8 protein-coding genes are annotated in these 17,333 nt (G+C 50.4%); 2 read left to right on the forward strand and 6 right to left on the reverse strand.

Annotated elements, in window-relative coordinates; all coding sequences use genetic code 11:
• Window positions 1-245: 245 nt before the first annotated feature.
• Window positions 246-1,178 (reverse strand): hypothetical protein, encoded by a 933-nt coding sequence (locus P2W70_RS27700; RefSeq protein ID WP_276484814.1) that lies wholly within the window; start codon window positions 1,176-1,178, stop codon window positions 246-248.
• 167 nt (window positions 1,179-1,345) lie between these two features.
• Here P2W70_RS27700 and P2W70_RS27705 point away from each other — a divergent pair, with 167 nt between their 5' ends.
• Together P2W70_RS27705 and P2W70_RS27710 are read left to right on the forward strand one after the other, a co-directional pair.
• Window positions 1,346-4,519 carry a SusC/RagA family TonB-linked outer membrane protein gene (locus tag P2W70_RS27705; RefSeq protein WP_276484815.1) on the forward strand — a complete coding sequence of 1,058 codons (3,174 nt, stop codon included), beginning with the start codon at window positions 1,346-1,348 and terminating at the stop codon, window positions 4,517-4,519.
• A gap of 33 nt (window positions 4,520-4,552) precedes the next feature.
• Window positions 4,553-6,040, forward strand: a complete 1,488-nt coding sequence (locus tag P2W70_RS27710) for a SusD/RagB family nutrient-binding outer membrane lipoprotein (protein WP_276484816.1) — start codon at window positions 4,553-4,555, stop codon at window positions 6,038-6,040.
• Between the two features lie 82 nt (window positions 6,041-6,122).
• On the opposite strand, the gene P2W70_RS27715 is transcribed toward P2W70_RS27710, so the two are convergent.
• The 5 genes from P2W70_RS27715 to P2W70_RS27735 form a co-directional block, all read right to left on the reverse strand.
• Window positions 6,123-6,920: an SDR family NAD(P)-dependent oxidoreductase gene (locus P2W70_RS27715; protein ID WP_276484817.1), complete on the reverse strand. Its 798-nt coding sequence runs from the start codon at window positions 6,918-6,920 to the stop codon at window positions 6,123-6,125.
• Window positions 6,921-7,180: 260 nt separating this feature from the next.
• Window positions 7,181-8,518, reverse strand: a complete 1,338-nt coding sequence (locus tag P2W70_RS27720; protein WP_276484818.1) for an epoxide hydrolase family protein — start codon at window positions 8,516-8,518, stop codon at window positions 7,181-7,183.
• Between the two features lie 102 nt (window positions 8,519-8,620).
• On the reverse strand, window positions 8,621-11,077 hold the full coding sequence (locus tag P2W70_RS27725) for a glycoside hydrolase family 2 TIM barrel-domain containing protein (RefSeq protein WP_276484819.1): 2,457 nt from the start codon (window positions 11,075-11,077) through the stop codon (window positions 8,621-8,623).
• 185 nt (window positions 11,078-11,262) lie between these two features.
• A complete protein-coding gene (locus P2W70_RS27730) occupies window positions 11,263-12,504 on the reverse strand; it encodes an ATP-binding protein (RefSeq protein ID WP_276484820.1) in 1,242 nt (413 codons plus the stop codon).
• A gap of 5 nt (window positions 12,505-12,509) precedes the next feature.
• Window positions 12,510-17,330: an eCIS core domain-containing protein gene (locus P2W70_RS27735; RefSeq protein WP_276484821.1), complete on the reverse strand. Its 4,821-nt coding sequence runs from the start codon at window positions 17,328-17,330 to the stop codon at window positions 12,510-12,512.
• Window positions 17,331-17,333 lie beyond the last annotated feature (3 nt).

Below are 17,333 nucleotides of genomic sequence, written 5' to 3' on the forward strand. Positions count from 1 at the left end.
CGGTTAGGAATAAACCCACAAAGTATCCCTCCGGTGAAAGCGGCAGAACTGGCAGTTACTTGGTCAAACTATTTAATGTTTGCGCTAGCTGGGTTAGCTGAGCGTCATTGTGCTGAAGTATATAGCTGTCATAAACTGTTTTGCCCTCTTTATTAATAACACAAATTCGCGGAACTGGGTAATTCCCATATTTATTCACTAAGTCTTTTTGACTTGAGCGCTGGTGAGGTGGCCGAGTTGGGGGATTATTGTTTTCTAAAAACATAGGTAACTCCCGGTTCGTAGCCCATTTTCGACTGGAACCGGGTAGAGTCAGCATTATAAGAATATGAAAAATTTGCACTGCTATAACTATGGTTAGTAGGATTGCCGTTCACGTCTGTATCTGTATAAATGTATTTCGAAATGCAATTTTTAACGGCAGCGAAGTAAGTGTCGTAAAAACTGTACCTATTGCCTGCTATTGGCACAGACAACGTAAAACCTGTATCCATAATGGTCATATTGGATATATAGGGCATTATCCAGACGGCTCGCCCTACCGGATTTTCCATATCCGTTGTTGTAAGTTTATACTCGTCCAATCTGAGGCCGCTTAAAAAAGTGACTTTCGAAGGTGAAGGCCGGCTATCATTTTCATAGATGTATTTAACCGTCCTTTGCAAAGAGTAATGAGACCAACATCTTATTTCAATAAGCCGACCAATCGGCGAATAAAATAAGGAATCTACTCCTTCGAAAACGCCATCGCTGGTCGAGGAAAAATAAGGATTGCTGGGTCTGAATTTCGGATCATTGATATCGTAGCTCTCGATTCGAGGCTTATATACAACTCTTTCCAGCTGTTTATTTGCCGCAAAAACAAAAATAGCGCTCCTCTTTCTATAAAGACCGTTCGCGTTATCATAGAAGAATGTCATATGACTTATCGTATCCTTATTATAATAAATCCTTACGGGTTCTTCAAGATAGCATTTAGCTTCCGTTATCCTGCCGATCGAATCATACTTAAAGGTACCGCCCGCATCACCAAAATAACTACTCGCGCTGATTAACCGTAAGACGGGTAGATATGTCGTGGCCGTAACAGGGTCTATGGGTGAAATTTCAGGATCCGCGTCCTTTTTACAAGACAATAATATAAACGGGATCAATGCAACGAACAAGGGCAATTTCAAACAAAAACACATGGTTGTAGGATTGCCTCAATATAATAGGAATAGTTTACACTTGCAATTACAGATTTCCTACCTCCATTCACTTCGTAGCTATTTGTTAAACTACAATTAACTTTCCCATAATACTACATTTCAACCTTTGCGCTCCTCAAACAAAACCAGCGCAAATGAGCAAAAATGTATGGTTAGCACGGCTATTGAGCTTTATCACCGTGTTGACAATCTTTCCGGCAATCCTTTTCGCCCAACAAATTATCAGCGGCAGGGTCACTGACCCAAAAGGAAAAGGCCTTTCCTCTGTCAATGTTGTTTTCAAAAACGCCACGAATGGCACTACCACCGACCAGGATGGTAAGTTCTCGATCACTGCCCAACCTACCGGTGGTACAGTGCTCGTATTCTCGTCAGTAGGATTTGCTACCCAGGAAATCTCCCTGAACGGACAAACTGTACTGAACGTAACCCTGCAGGAAGGATCGAAGCAACTGGAAGAAGTGGTGGTTACCGCCATCGGTATCAAACAACAGAAAAAGAGACTGGGCTTCACTACCCAGGAAGTAAAAACTGAACAACTGGCCAACTCCCGTACCATGAACCTGGGTACTGCTTTGGCCGGACAAGTGGCTGGCCTTACCGTAACAACACCCACCGGTATGTTCCAGAGCCCACAGTTTCAGTTGAGAGGTAAATCACCCCTGATCGTTATCGACGGCGTACCGGTAGAAACCGATTTCTACGACGTATCCGGTGAAGACATCGACAACATCAACGTACTGAAAGGCGTTGCTGCATCGGCTTTGTATGGTACCCGCGGTAAGGATGGAGCGATCCTCATCACCACCAAGAATGCCAAAAAAGACGGTATGGAAGTGAATGTGAATACCAACAACATGTTCACCGCCGGCTTCACCGTATTTCCCAAAACACAAAAAGAATACGGTAGCGGCTCGGATGGCAAATACGAATTTTGGGATGGCGCCGATGGCGGTATCTCCGACGGCGATATGACCTGGGGCCCCAAACTGAATGCAGGCGTAAAAGTGCAACAATGGAACAGCCCCATCCGAAACAAGCAAACCGGCGAAACCATCGAGTGGTATGGCGACGTAAAAGGTACGATCTATGACGACCGTTCCAAATATGAGCGTGTACCCATCGACTTCGTGTACCATGACAACCTCAAGGATTTCTTACGCACAGGTATCGTGAGCACCAATACTTTCTCCATTGCTTACAAAGGTGAAAAAGCCCGTTACTACGCATCTGGCAAATACGCCTATCAGCAAGGACAGGTTCCCAATATGTCGCTGAATACCGGCGGCCTGAACTTCAATGCCGCTTTCGACATCACCAAGCAATTCACCCTCGAAACCTCGCTTTCCTACAACAAGGTCTATTCTCCCAACTACCCCCGTTATGGATATGGCCCCAAGAACCATATCTACACCATCCTCATCTGGATGAGTGATGACGTGAACGGTCAGGACCTGAAAAAACACCTTTGGGTACCCGGACAGGAAGGCTACCGCCAGGCCAACTACAACTATGCCTGGTACAACAACCCCTATTTTGCTTCTTACAACCTGAAGCAGGCACAAGACAGGGATGTGATTGACATGCAGCTCAAGGCCACCTATAAGTTCTCCAAAGACCTGAGCCTGCAGATCCGCGGCAATGGAAGAAACAGGACCAACTTCGAGTCTATGGAGAGCCCCAAGTCCTACATGAACTATGGCGACTCCCGCAATGGTGATTACAAGAACTGGAACACCCGTCAACTGAACTTTGATGCAGACGCCTTGCTGTCTTACTCGAAGACGATTACGAAAGATATCCAGATCGGTGTGAACGCCGGTACTTCTATCTTCAACAGGAATTATACCCAGGAGTATCAATCTACGGATGGCCTGATCGTTCCTGAAGTGTATAGCCTCAACAATACACAAGGTCCAGTACAGGCGAACAATACCCAGATCGACAAATCGATCAGGAGTATTTACGGAGCTGCGAACATCGACCTGTACAATGCCTTCTTCCTCAGCTTCACCGCCCGTAACGACTGGTCTTCTACCCTGCCTACCAGCAGCAACTCTTATTTCTATCCTTCCGTGTCGTTGAGCACCATGGTATCTGAACTCGTGCGCATGCCGAAGGTGGTCGACTACCTGAAAGTGTATGGCTCCTGGGCGCAGGTATCCAGCGATCTGGCACCTTACAGCATCTATTCTGCGTATAACAAGGGTACTACCTACGGCTCTACCCAATCGGTGTTCTATCCTGCCGGTATCGTGAACCCCAACATCCTGCCAGAAAAGTCTTCTTCCTATGAAGCGGGCATTTCTACCGGATTGTTCAAAAACAGGTTGTCACTGGACCTGACCTATTACAATATCAAGGACGAAAACCAGATCATCGACCTGGGAATTTCGGAAGCATCCGGCTTTACTTCCCGGAAAGTGAACGGCAACGTTTATACTACCAATGGCTTTGAAGTAGTGGCTGGTTTTAAAGCGATCCGCAACAAGAATTTCCGTTGGGACGTTGCGGCCAACTGGTCGAAGTATGTCAAGAAGATCACGGAGATCTATGGCGACCAATCGAAATTTGGCAATCTCCAGAAGGGCGACAGAACAGACAGCTATTATGCTACGGTATGGCAGAAAAGTGCCGACGGTCAGCTAATCCTGGGCAGCAATGGTATGCCCATCAGAGATCCTTATGCCCGCAACATCGGCCACCTGGACCCTTCCTGGAGACTGGGTTTCCAAAACAAATTCAACTACAAAGGATTTGATATCGGTATCGACATTGATGGTGTGTGGGGTGGTATTATGAACTCTACCACGCATGAGAAAATGTGGTGGGGCGGTAAACATCCCAACTCTGTGGAATACCGCGCTGCTGAGTATGCTGCCGGCAAGCCTGTATATGTTCCGGAAGGCGTAGTCGTTACGTCCGGTGAATTGAAAACAGACCTGAACGGCAATGTGCTTTCCGACACGCGTAAATATGCTCCCAACACCACGGCTGTAAGCTGGCAAACCTGGGGACAGAACTATCCCTACCGCGCCCGTGTAACAGAAGAGGAAAGCAAGAAATTCGCCAACACCTTCGATCGTTCGTTCTTCAAGCTGCGTCGCGTAGCCATTGGCTATGAGCTCGGCAACGTGATGAGCCTGGGCAAAACGGTGAAAGGCCTTTACCTGCAGGTATTCGGTTACAACCTGGCGATGTGGAAGAAGATGCCATTGCTCGATCCTGATTATGAGATCGGCAACGATGGTAATCTGCAAGATCCTTCTCCCCGTTATGTAGGTTTCTCGCTCAATGTAAAATTCTAAACAGCATCCTGCACTAAAAATTCTCTACGACACATGAAAAAACTTATCATAGTTGGCCTTACTGCACTTACCGGACTTAGCTCCTGTAAGAAACTGGCAGAGATCAATGTAGACCCCAACAAGGTTACCGAAACCCACCCGCAACTGCTGCTGACGCAGATAGAATGGGATGCGTTTCGCTACAACAACGGCACCAGCCCCCTGTATGCAGAAAAGAAACTGGTGCAGACGGATGGTGAAAGCACCGAGCAATATTACAAGTGGGACCGCTCGAGCTTTACCCCCTATTCCAAAATGCGGGATGTGACCAAAATGATGGAAGAGGCCAAGCGTATCAACACCAACGCCTATGTAGCGCTGGGTAAATTCTTCCGGGCTTATTATTTCCTGAACCTCACCCTCACCTTCGGTGATGTTCCCTATTCACAGTCACTGCAAGGTGAAACACAGACCACCTATGTGCCGCCTACCTATGATGCGCAGAAAGACGTATTCAAAGGCATCCTGGCCGAACTGAAAGAAGCCAATGAGATGCTGGCCAAGGAAAACACCCTCATCCCCGGCGATATCATCTACAAAGGTGACCTCGTAAAATGGCGCAGAGCGATCAACGCTTTCCGTTTGAAGGTGCTGATGCTGTTGTCGAAAAAAGAAGCGGAGGCTGATCTGGCGATCAAAACTGCTTTCGCACAGATCGTTACCAGCGAGCCGCTGTTTGCCAGCAATGATGACGATGCTCAACTGGTGTTCCTGGACCAAGAAGGTAACCGCTACCCTGAATTCAACTCCAGCGGATACGGTTCAGGCATGTACATGGACTCTACCTTTATCCGCCGTTTGCAGGATAGGCAAGATCCCCGCCTCTTTATCTTCTGCACGCGTACCAAAAATGCGGAAGATGCCGGACTGGCGATCGACAATTTCGCCGCTTATGAAGGTGGCGACCCCGCAGCGCCCTATGCCCAGGTAAATACCAAAGCAGCGCTCGGCAGAACTTCTAAAGTCAACAACCGGTACCACAAAGATGCCACAACCGAACCGATGGTATTGATCGGCTTTGCGGAGCAGCAACTGCTCATTGCCGAAGGCATCGTAAGGGGATGGGCTACCGGCAATGCTGATGACTACTACAATGCCGGCGTGAAGGCTTCCTTCAAGTTTTATGAAAAATACGCCAAAGGATTGGGCAGCTATGTATCGGAAAGCATCGCCACTGCTTACCTGGGCAGAGCGATCAATAACCTCAGTGCTACCGCAGTGAAAGAAGAGAAGATCGAAAAGATCGTTACGCAACGCTACCTGCGTTCCTTTCTGCAATCGCCCTGGGGTCCTTTCTTCGATCATTTGAGAACCGGCTATCCTTCATTCCGTCGTCCTGCAGGCGTCAATATCCCCAATCGCTGGATATACCCGCAAGCTGAGTACAACAACAACGCGACCAATGTAGGTGAAGCCATCAAAAGACAATTTGGAGAAGGCAACGACAAGATTGCTTCTCAACCCTGGTGGACCAAGAACTAGTATATTCCGTCACGAATAGCAAAAGGGGCTGATCGACATGGTCAGCCCCTTTTGTTTGTTGGGGAGTAACGATGCAAAACACCTATATACTGCGCACTGTACCTCCATCTACCCGCAACAAGGCTCCACTCACATAATCTGCCAATGGGCTGGCCAGGTACAGCACCGCGGCTGCTACTTCTTCCTGCCGTCCGAAGCGGCCCGCATCATTGGGCACCAGTTCCTTTACTGCTTGCTGCTCGATCTCTGCCAGCTCCGTTCCCCAACCTTTTTGTGGTGCAGCCTGGCGAAGCCACTGCTCTACACCGGGATTCATGATCGCGCCAGGCGCCACCACATTGGAGGTGATACCCGTACCACTCAGTTGCCTGGCCAGTGAGACACTCATGTTGTGACGTGCCGCCAGACTCGCATTGTAGTGGGGCAATTCATTGATCGGTTGTATACCGAGTCCTCCCCCGATATTGATGACCCTACCCCATTTTTGCTCTTTCATGGTTGGAACGATGCGCTGTATCATGCGCACATAAGAAACGACGTTGACATTGTACACCTCCAACCAATCCTGCGTAGTGGTATTGGACCAGGAAGTATGCGCGTAGAAGCCAGCGTTGTTCACCAGGATATCGATGGCACCACCCGCTAATGCGGCCTTTGCTACCTGATCGGCTCCTGCATCGGTGGCCAGGTCTCCGATCGCCACTTCAGCACTACCGCCTGCCTCGATGATCCGTTGCACTACTGCTTTTGTACGTTCCTCATTCCGTCCGTGTACAACTACCTGTACGCCTTCCCCAGCCAGCATCATGGCAATGGCTTCGCCCAAGCCTGCACTGGAACCGGTTACCAGTGCCCTTTTACCTGTTAATTTGTAATCCATGTTATGATCTTTTTTTATCCTTTATAACCTATCGCACACCAGATGGCCAGCTATCTGATTTTCGTTGACCAACTTCTCACACTCACCCCACAAAGGTCGACCGGTTCACCCCAGATCTGTTTGTTGTAAAGCTCAATCTCGTTTGTTGAAAAGCTCAACGGAACACCTTATTGACGGCACGCTATATGCTCGAAACCCCAACTTTGCGCAATACGTTCTTCTACTTCGATTTGAGGCAATCAACGTGATAAGCCTACTTTTTAACGCAGCGACCTGAACGCTTCCCGCATTTCTACACTGAAGAGTTCCGGTTGTTCCCAGGCCGCGAAGTGACCGCCTTTAGGAGCCCGGTGAAAATAGTAGAGGGAAGGATATGCTTTGCGTGACCAGCTTTCCGGCGCCTGGTAGATCTCTTTGGGGAATACCGTGATGGCAACCGGTACTTTGATCTGGTCGGTCTTTTGTGCCGCAGCGCTGAAGTTATTGTTGTTGTTCTCCCAATAGAAACGGGAAGAAGAGGCGCCCGTATTGGTGAACCAGTATAAGGAAATATCGTCCAGTATTTCGTCGCGGGTCAATACGCCTTGCGGGTATCCGTTGTTATCGGACCAGGCATCAATCTTTTCGAAGGTAAAGGCAGCAAGACCTGAAGGAGAATCAGTGAGTCCGTAACCAATGGTTTGCGGGCGGGTCACCATCATGGCGCCATAGGCCGCGGCCCTGCCGAAAAACGCACTGAGCGTGTTGTAGGCTTTCAATTCATCACCCGCCAATCCTGCTGGCGCAGCAGCACCGCCGTTGATACCAGCCACCAGTTCCGATGGCACCGTTGCCGGCATCGTCAGGTGAATACCGAGCAATCCTTCGGGAGCCAGACGGGCCAATGCATCGGAGATCACGGAACCGTGGTCGCCCCCTTGCGATACATAACGGGTATACCCCAGTCGCTTCATCAACACATCCCAGGCTTTGGCGATCCGGTCAGGGTTCCATCCGCCATCTGTTGGTTTGCCTGAGAAACCATAGCCTGGAATGGTGGGGATCACCACATCGAAGGCGTCGGTTGCTTTTCCGCCATGGGCCACCGGGTTGGTGAGCGGATCGATGGCTTTCAGGAATTCCAACGGTGAACCTGGCCAGCCGTGTGTGAGTATCAGCGGAAGTGCATTGGCTTCTTTGGAACGTACATGCATAAACTGAATATCGACACCATCGATCGTGGTGATAAACTGTGGCAAGGCATTCAATGTCGCCTCTACTTTACGCCAGTTGTAACCGGTGGACCAATATTGCAGGAGTGACTGCAGCCTGTTGAGTTGTACACCCTGAGACGCATCTGCCACTGTTTCTTTATCGGGCCACCGGGTAGCCTTGAGACGTTTGCGCAGCTCAACGATGTCTTCTTCCGGGATATGAACCCGATAGGTCCTGATGGCATCCGGCGACAATGACTGCTTTACCGTAGCTGCTTTACGGGTGTTGTTACCTGTAGCAATGGAACGCTGTTGTTGCGCAGCTTGTTTCAGCTGGGCATATCCTGGCATCGCACAGGCTGTCAGTACGATCGCCATTATTAATTGTGTTGTAATCTTTTTCATGGAGCGAAGTTATCCGCCCCTGTGGCTGCAGCTAAGAACATACTCCCCGAACCAGACGAAGTCGACCCTGAAGTAGACAGCACCGATAGTTAACAGCCAACCCTATTTGCCAGCGCGCTTAACGGGAGCCGCTGCCTTACCCGTATTGAAGGAACGCACCACCGCCGGAAGTCCTGGGGTACTCAATGTGACGGTATAAGGCTGGCCGCTGTTGTCCGGTTGTACATATACGATCAAGGGACCATTGACCACCGGCTTCGTAGGTGCCCGGTAAGGTGTAGTATCCGCCAGGTTGCCATTTTCCATGCCAATGAATCGCGCGGCACCTGCTACCACAACGGTAATCGGATTACCGGGACGGTAGAGTTCTCTGCCCGCATCATCAGCAATCCGCACTTCCAGTTGCGTCATCGCTTTTTTATCTTGGATCAGCGGATGTGTATAGACCGTAGTCTGTATGGTAGCAGCAGGCCCTGTAGTTGCCAGGGTTGCGGTACGCACCAGTTTACCCTGGTTGTATCCTTTGGCTTCTACCTTCCCGGCTTCGTATAACGTACTCCAATTAAAGATCCCATTCTGCGTGGCCTCCCGCGTCAGGCGCCCCAGCGAACGCCCATTCACCAGTACTTCCACCTCCTCACAGTTGGAGAAACAACGCACGCTGATCGAGTCACCTGCCTTCGCATTCCATTGCGGTTCGGCCCGCTTCTGACTCCAGTTGCCGTTTCCTTCCCGCCCGCGTATGGTACTGGTACCGATGTACAGCATGGCGGCATCGCTCCACAAGCTTTGGCGGAAATAGTACTCTGGCTTGGCAAATCCCCCCAGGGTGATCAGGCCGGCGCCATTGCTGCGGGTGGGCCATTGTCCGGCTTCACCCATATAGTCAATGCCCGTCCACAGATACTGCGCAGAGATATAATCGTTTTTCGCTACCGCCATCCAGTTGTTGTATTGCATACCATTTTCGCTACCATAGACGATGCGCTTCGGATACACGACATGATCCGAATCGTAGCGGTATTCCTGGTAGTTGTATCCTACGATATCCAGGTTGCCGGGGTAACTGGTGGTATTGGACATCACCACACCTGCGAGGGCGGCAGTAACCGGACGGGTAGTATCCAGTTGCTTCACCACCTTTACCAGTTGGGCCGATAGCTCGCCCAGTCTTGCGGCTGGCGGATGGTCGGGCAAATACCCTTTACCGTATATCTGGGGATTGCGTCCCGTGCTCAGCACTTCGTGCGAATAGGGATCATTGGGATAGTCGATCTCATTACCGATGCTCCACATGATGATGGAAGGTCTGTTCTGGTTGCGCAGCACCATGGCTTCGATATCTCTGGCGGCCCACTCCGTAAAATAGCTATGGTAACCGTCTTTACCTGGCGTGCCTTTGTTCCAGCCACTGATCCATTTGTTCTTCCCCGTCTCCCATTCGTCGAAGGCTTCATCTTGCACCAGGAACCCCATTTTATCGCAGAGGCGGTACAGATACTCCGCATGTGGATTGTGGCTCATGCGGATCGCATTACAACCTCCTGCCTTCAGCAGGTCCAGGCGACGTACCCATACTTCTTCGGGCACCGCCACGCCCAATACGCCGGCATCGTCGTGGATACACACGCCTTTCAACTTCATCGGCTGACCATTCAGGGTAAATCCCTTATCGGCATCGAAGGCAAAGGATCTGATACCGACTTCATCATTCCAGTCATCCACCAACTTGCCAGCTGCCGATACTTTCACCTGCAATTGATAGAGATAGGGACGATCAACCGACCACAACATTGGTTGCTTCACGTCGAAATGGATAGCCGCCGTCAGGTTGTTTCCGCTTGTTACGGAAGGGGTTTGCTTCGCGCTGGCCACTACCCTGCCCGCCGCATCTTTGAGCATCGCTTCTACCTGCAGTTGGCGGGCTCGTGCGGGTTCAATGGTTACTTTGACGGTTGCCATCGCCCGGGTAGCGTCGACCACATCGGTCGTAAAAGCTACACCCCAGGTGGCGATGTGCACCGGGTTGACGATGGTGAGGTGCACATCGCGGTAGATACCCGACCCGGTATACCAACGGGAGTCTGCAAACAGGGTATGATCTGCTTTTACCGCCAGGATGTTGTTGCCATCAAAACGGAGGAAGGGTGTGAGGTCGTACTGGAAAGCCACAAACCCATTGGGCCGTTTGCCCAGCGAATGGCCATTGATCCAGACCTCACTGTTGTTGTATACGCCATCAAAATTGATGTAGACTTTCTTTGATTTCCAGGCCGCGGGCGCTTTGAATGTTTTACGGTACCAGCCAATGCCGCCTGGCAGGTATCCGGTGGCACTGGCCCATTGGTTGCTGAAGGGCATTTCAATGGCCCAATCGTGCGGCAGGCTCAGGGTTCGCCAGTCCCCATCGTTGTAAGTAGCCTGCTCGCCACCCACCGCGTCACCGGCCTTGAATTTCCAGGCTTCATTGAAGAGCAATTGCTGCCTGATCTGTGCAGTGCCCGTATTCAACGTCAACAGCACCAGGCTTAGTAATACGGCGTTTCTTATGTGCATCATCGTCCTTTTTTTCATATGGTATTTCGTTCGGCATAAATGTATCAATCCTCTCCCCCGCAGCAGGGGGGTATTCTCATAAAAATGAGGGGGTAAATTGGAATCGCCGTTGCAGGAAAAAGCCCCCACCAGGTTCGGCGGGGGCTTGTTATCAATATATTACAGAACCTGGCGTGCTTAGCCGGTGGTTATAAACTCGTCAACCGGTTCTCCTTGCGCAGCTCGCGGATAATGCCTTCCTTGAGTAATGGCAACCCGATGGGAGACTGCTGGTAACTTGATTTCAAGAGGGCATAGTGCACGATATTGGTGATGCCGCCCCCGCTCAATTCGGTCTTCGCCACCTCGTCCCATTCGTGATTGGCCAGTTCTACCGAACCTTTGGGCAACTCGGCCAGCAGTTTCTCCCAAATGGCCTTGCGCTGTGGTTGATCGGGCATGGGAAATTCGGCGATGATCTGGAACCGCCGCAAAAAAGCCGGATCGATGTTCTCTTTTAAATTGGTCGATATGATGATGATACCGGGATAATCTTCTATACGCTGCAACAAGTAGGCTACTTCCTGGTTGGCATAGCGGTCGTTCGAGGAATTGACGGAGGTCCGCTTGCCAAACAAGGCATCGCCTTCGTCGAAGAACAATACCCAGTTCTTGTGTTCCGCCGCCTCAAATATCTTCGACAGGTTCTTTTCCGTTTCGCCGATGTATTTCGACACGATCTGTGACAGGTCGATACGGTAGATCGGCCTACCCAGTTCCTGGGCGATGATCGTAGCCGTTTGCGTTTTGCCGGTTCCACTCTTGCCAAAGAAGATCACTTTTAATCCCGTCTTCAAGCGCTTGGTAAAGGCGAGGCTGGCTGTTGGCTGCTCCTGGTAGTGCTGCCAATGCCTAATCTCCTCGATGCTCCGCTTGACGGGCTCCGTCAGTACCAGGTCATCCAGCGTAAGTGTTGTTGTAATGAACCCGCCCAGGTTGAGGCTGCTGAACCGCTGTTCGTAAACGAGTGAATAGTGCTGAAACAGTTTCCGGAAATGACTGCTGAACACCAACCGCCCCGACAAAAAGGGCTCACCTGGCAACGCCGGTTCGATATTGAGCAAAGCTTCGGGGTGCGACAGGTATTGCGGTATGTTTTGGATAAAGCCGATCCGCGCGTCGGTGTTGTTACCACAGCAACAATACATCCAGGTTTCACCGGTGGGCATAATACCCCGGTGCTGATTGCCCCGGCTACCGCCGACGAGTGGGAAATCGCCTTCGGCGCCAAACTCCTGTTTGACCAGGGTATCGAGCAGATCCGATTGTACGATGGGTATCAAACACAAGCTAATACCTACCCGTTCATATTCATCGGGCACTGCATACAATTCGGGAAACGCTGCCTGCATTTTATCCTGAAACTCTTGTAATATGGCTGGTAACTGCATGGTTGTTAGAAGAAGTCATCGTGATTTATCTGGAATCGCCGGGAGCCTGTTGTGCTTTGCTCTTCCCAACTGCTGGGCTTGTCGACATCACTCTGTTTGCGGGAATCGATACCCGCCTTTAAAACTAAGGTTTTGATCTCGTAATTGACGAAAGTGGGGAGCTTTATTCTGGGGAACCGCTTTTCAATTCTGCCCAGTGAATCGTTGGGTGGTCCGTAGGCATATTTAACCCAATAATGCAACACGCCACCGCCGTGCACGGTTTCTTTGGCGGGGTTCTCAAACACCGTCTTCATATCATTATTCGCAGAAATAGGAATTGGAGCGAGGTTTTTAACGTCACCACCGGTGCCAAACAACTGGTGGTTGAGAATATGCCCACGCACCCGGTTGGAAAAAGTGAGGGTGCTGTCGTTCATGATGTTCCAAAACTCCGAACTGCCACCGCTGCTGGGTTCGCTACCCACAAAATCCTTACTGTGTATGGACAGCAACGGCACATCCACACTTACCCCATCCTGGCTGGACAGGTTGGTCATCAAGGTACTGTTCTTGCGCAGCATGTTGTATCTATTTGAGTAAGTAGGCCCGTACGTAACCGTTTTCACTTCCGGTATGGCCGCTTTGTTGTTGCCAATGTTGGCTGGCAACTGTCGCAGATTGTCTGCCACATCCTCCAGTAATTTCCGGATCTCTTCTCCCACCGCTTCAGTCCAGGGCTTTTGCAGCCATCCATCGATCTGATTATTTTTTCTACGACACGCTGTGATCAGCTTTTTGAATTCATCATACCGCGGCTTGTTCTGGTTTTTGGCTTGATTCTCATTCCATAGCCTATCCAGGTAATTGCCGAGGTGATCGGTCAAACTATGCCGCATTACCTTGAACTTACCTCCCTGTTCTTCTACCTTGAGGGTGTGCGTTTCACCCGACTGATCTTTGTAGGATTTAAACATGTTCTTAAAGTAGGCCTTTGCTTTTTCCCATCCTTCCTTCAGCTTTGCCTTAGCCTTGTCTTTCTTATCTTCTACCCATTGTTTACCGGCCTTTATTTTCGCATCCACTTTATCGAGGAACTTGAAGATGCCCAGCTTGGTCATTACCTGCTTCAGCTTTTCCATCATCTTCGTGATGGCCTTGTTGATCGGGTCTTTGATCTTCTTTTGAATAATGTCGTTGATCTTTTTGCCGATCTTTCCCAGGCCCAATATGGCAGCGAGGAAGGTAATGGCCAGGCCCAGGAATTTCGCCAGCACCTTTTCTACCATGCCCGATACCTTGGCCACATTGCCCGCCAGTATTTCACCAAACGTATCGATGATACCGGTAATGATGTCGACGATCTGCCGGGCTTTGGCAAACAGGGTACGCAGAAAATCGATCAGTGATTTCACCGCAGAAATGAACCCTGCCCCTGGTATCAGCATCGACACGATCTTCACCACGGCGACCTCCACGATCGTTGTCACGATGAAGGTCTTTGCTTCCTCCATCAGTTTTTCCTTCAGGTCGTTGAACTGCTCTTTGATAAACTCCCACAATCCAGCGATGCCATCCTTTTTAACGATCGTAAATACCTGCAGTATCTTATCACCCGTCTTTACCCCGAGGTCTACGCCTTTCTCCAACATCGTCACATACTTTTCACCTATCACCTTCTTGGCGATCTCCTTCATGTTCTGTATGCTGATGCCCAATATCTGGAGGATGATACTTAGTATCCCTTTGAAGTCAAACTTCTCCGGTAGCACAATCCCCGCATCGCCCATCTGCCCCGTGATCCATTCCAAGGCACCTTGCAACAGGTGCTTGGCAATGTTCTTGACGAAATTGTTGAACCCTTCCGAAGCGCCTCTGCATAGGTTACCGAAGAATTGCAGCGGCGCCTTGATGATGCGTTTACCATATTCGGCTGCCCGCTCCAGGGCCTTCTTGAGGTCGGCCAGTAATTGAATGATCTCTTTGATGGCATCTACGATGGCATCGAGCGCTTTCTCGAGCCAGCTCTTACGGTCATCCATGATCTGCTTGAACTGCTTTTCCAGGCCGATCACCCCATCTGCATATTTCTTCGCCAGGCTATTGGTGAGCGCCTGTTGCTTCTCATTCACACTATCCTGCAGCGCATTGAATTTCTCCATCACCGCTTTGGCGCTTTCCACGCCCACGTCCTGCAGGTCTTTGGGTAGGCCATCTACAAACACCTTCACTGCTTTACGTGCTGCCTGTATCTCTTCGATGATGGCATTGAGGGTATCGGCAATCCTGGTGGTAAGCGGGTCGAGGGCCTTCGACAGTTCTTCTTCGTACTTCTCCGATTCTATTCTGAATACCTTCTGCACCCGGTTTTTATAGTCACCCGGCGAAAAGGTTTTGGACGCCCATTCCCAGCTAAACTCCTCATCGAGCGCTCTGTTGGCACTGATCTTGAAGTTCTCATTGGCCTTGGCCATGATGGCATCGAAATCTTCGTTCACGCTTTTATCGAGCGTGGCCAATTTATCATTGACCGATTTCTCTGCTGCTGTATAGATGCCCTCTATCTTGTCGGATACTTCTTTGCGCTTCTTCTCGTCCGCCGATTGGGTGGCATCCTTTACAGCATTCACTTTACCGAACTCGCCATCGCGCACCGCATGGATCAGGTCTGTTTTGTTGTTGATACCCGACCTGGCAACCTGCTTGTCTTTGTCCAACTGACCGGTCTCTATCTCGCGGTAATCTGTCTTGACAGCGGCGGCCTTTTCCTGGCTGCTCTTTTTTTGCCCCAGTGCCCCGGTAAACTGTTCTTCATTCGAATCTGCCAGCTGGGCTTCATCCACGTCATTCTCCGCCATCTTCGCATCTATCTTGCCCGACTCTGCCTCCAGCGTGATGCGTTCATCGGCAACCGGCTTGGCGACTGCTTTTTCCGTGTGCGGAATATTCTTGTCGGGCCCCGCATTCTCTATTACCTTGTCTGCGCTGTTGCGCAGGGGTACTGCCTCGAGGTTGGGTGCCTGGTCATGGGCTTTTTCTACATCACCTACCGACTCTTTCTTTTTATCCGAGATATCTTCTTCACTTTTCTCTTTTACTTTTTTCACATCCCCTTCACTCAGTGCTGGCTTCTCTCCTTCGGGTGTGGCGTTTTTTCTTTCTTCCAGCATCTTACGCACCTCGGCCATAATATTTTCCTTCAGGTCTTTCGCCCTGAATTGCGGCACCTTGACATTTTCAAACCCCTGAATTTTGTTGGCCTGGGCCCCACTCATGCGTTCATTCGCGGGCGATAGGGCACTGGCCTGGGCTTCGCCGGCTTTTTGCTCGGCCGGATCATGCGCTTTTTCGTTCTTGGCGTTTTTATCGAGGATGCCATGCAGTTGCGCAAATTCAGCGTCCTGCTTCATGATCTGTTTGGGATCAATGGGCGGCTCGGGTACTTTCTCGTCACTTTCTTTCTCTCCTCCTTCTGCTGGCTTTTCGGTGGCGATATCTAGCTTTACCGCTTCGAGCGAAGTGTTGTATTGATTGACGGTGGTATTGGCCGGTGTAATGGGTGCAGCCGGTGCCAGGTTCACACCTTCTGCGTGTGCCTTCAGCCGTTCATCGAGCTTGAAATCTTTGTCATCGGTCACTTCTACGCCTTTGAACAAAGGGTTTACATAGAAGTCCCAGTAACTATAGGGATCGGTTTTAATTTGTATCTGTCCGCCGGTATGGTTGGTACCTGCTGTATTGCCGTTGATGGTGATGACCCGCAGATTGGACAGGTCTTTTTCTTCACCGACGGTTTCGGGATCGGTCTTCACCACCAGGGCGTGGTGGTTGTAACCATTCTTGATCACAATGTCGCCCGGACGGGGCAGGTACGCCCCTTTCTTGTATTGGTCTTTTGCGGTAAAGTTGGGAACACCTACTTTCCACGGTGGTGGATGGATACCGCTTTTGTGCAGTGCCCAAAAAGCAAATATGCCGCACCAGCTGGGCAGCAGGTCCACATTGGGTTCCTGTACATTGTAGTGCTTGCCTTCTTTATCGACATGTACTTTGGTAGCCGTGCCCTTGCGCACAAACTTGATGTACTCTTCGAGGAATTTGCCCGGCTTGTATTCAGATTTGTCTTTGATGATCTGCTCATCGCCGAAAGTGGTGCGAAAATACTCAACGAGTAGCTCCCACCCTACCCGCGTACCATCTTTATTGACAGCGTTCGAGTTTACCTTACCCGATTCCCCAACGGCAATGAGTGCTGCCCGCTGTAAAGCCTTTTTCTGGTAAGGAGTGCGGTCTTCCGGTTCCGTGAGGGATTTCAATTGTACCTCTACCTTGTCGACCTGGTCACCAGGCTCGATGGTATGGAACAATTCGTGCGCCAGCAGGCTCAACCCTTCCAATGTACCTGGTTCAAAAACGTTGGTATTGAAAAAGACCTGCTCACCGACCGTGAACGCCGCGGCATGCTGCGCTGTGGCAATCTTTGTACTCAGGGGGTCGGCATACAATTTCACTTCGGTGAAATCTTCGCCCAGGTGTAGTTTGAAGGCAGTGATCAGGGAAGGCGGTAGCAAGAAGGCCTCCAACCCATCGACCAGTTCATTTTTGACGGTATTTTTAGGCGTCACCGGCCGTTTCAAAGCGCTGCTGCTTTGTTGATAAGCCTGCACAATAGCCGGCGTAGCCAATGCTTTCTCCGCGAACTCAGTCGCCTTTTGTTCTTCTTTATTGACGCGTTGTGTGTTGCCGCCAGCCGGTCCCCCCTTTTTGACAAACGGATCCCTTTTGCCCTGCTGCATAAAGGGGCGCCTTGCCTTGTTCCGGGCTTGTATGGTGGCAGCTGTTTTCATCGG

The sequence above is a fragment of the Paraflavitalea pollutisoli genome, assembly GCF_029360705.1.
GTDB classification, from domain to species: Bacteria; Bacteroidota; Bacteroidia; order Chitinophagales; family Chitinophagaceae; genus Paraflavitalea; species Paraflavitalea pollutisoli.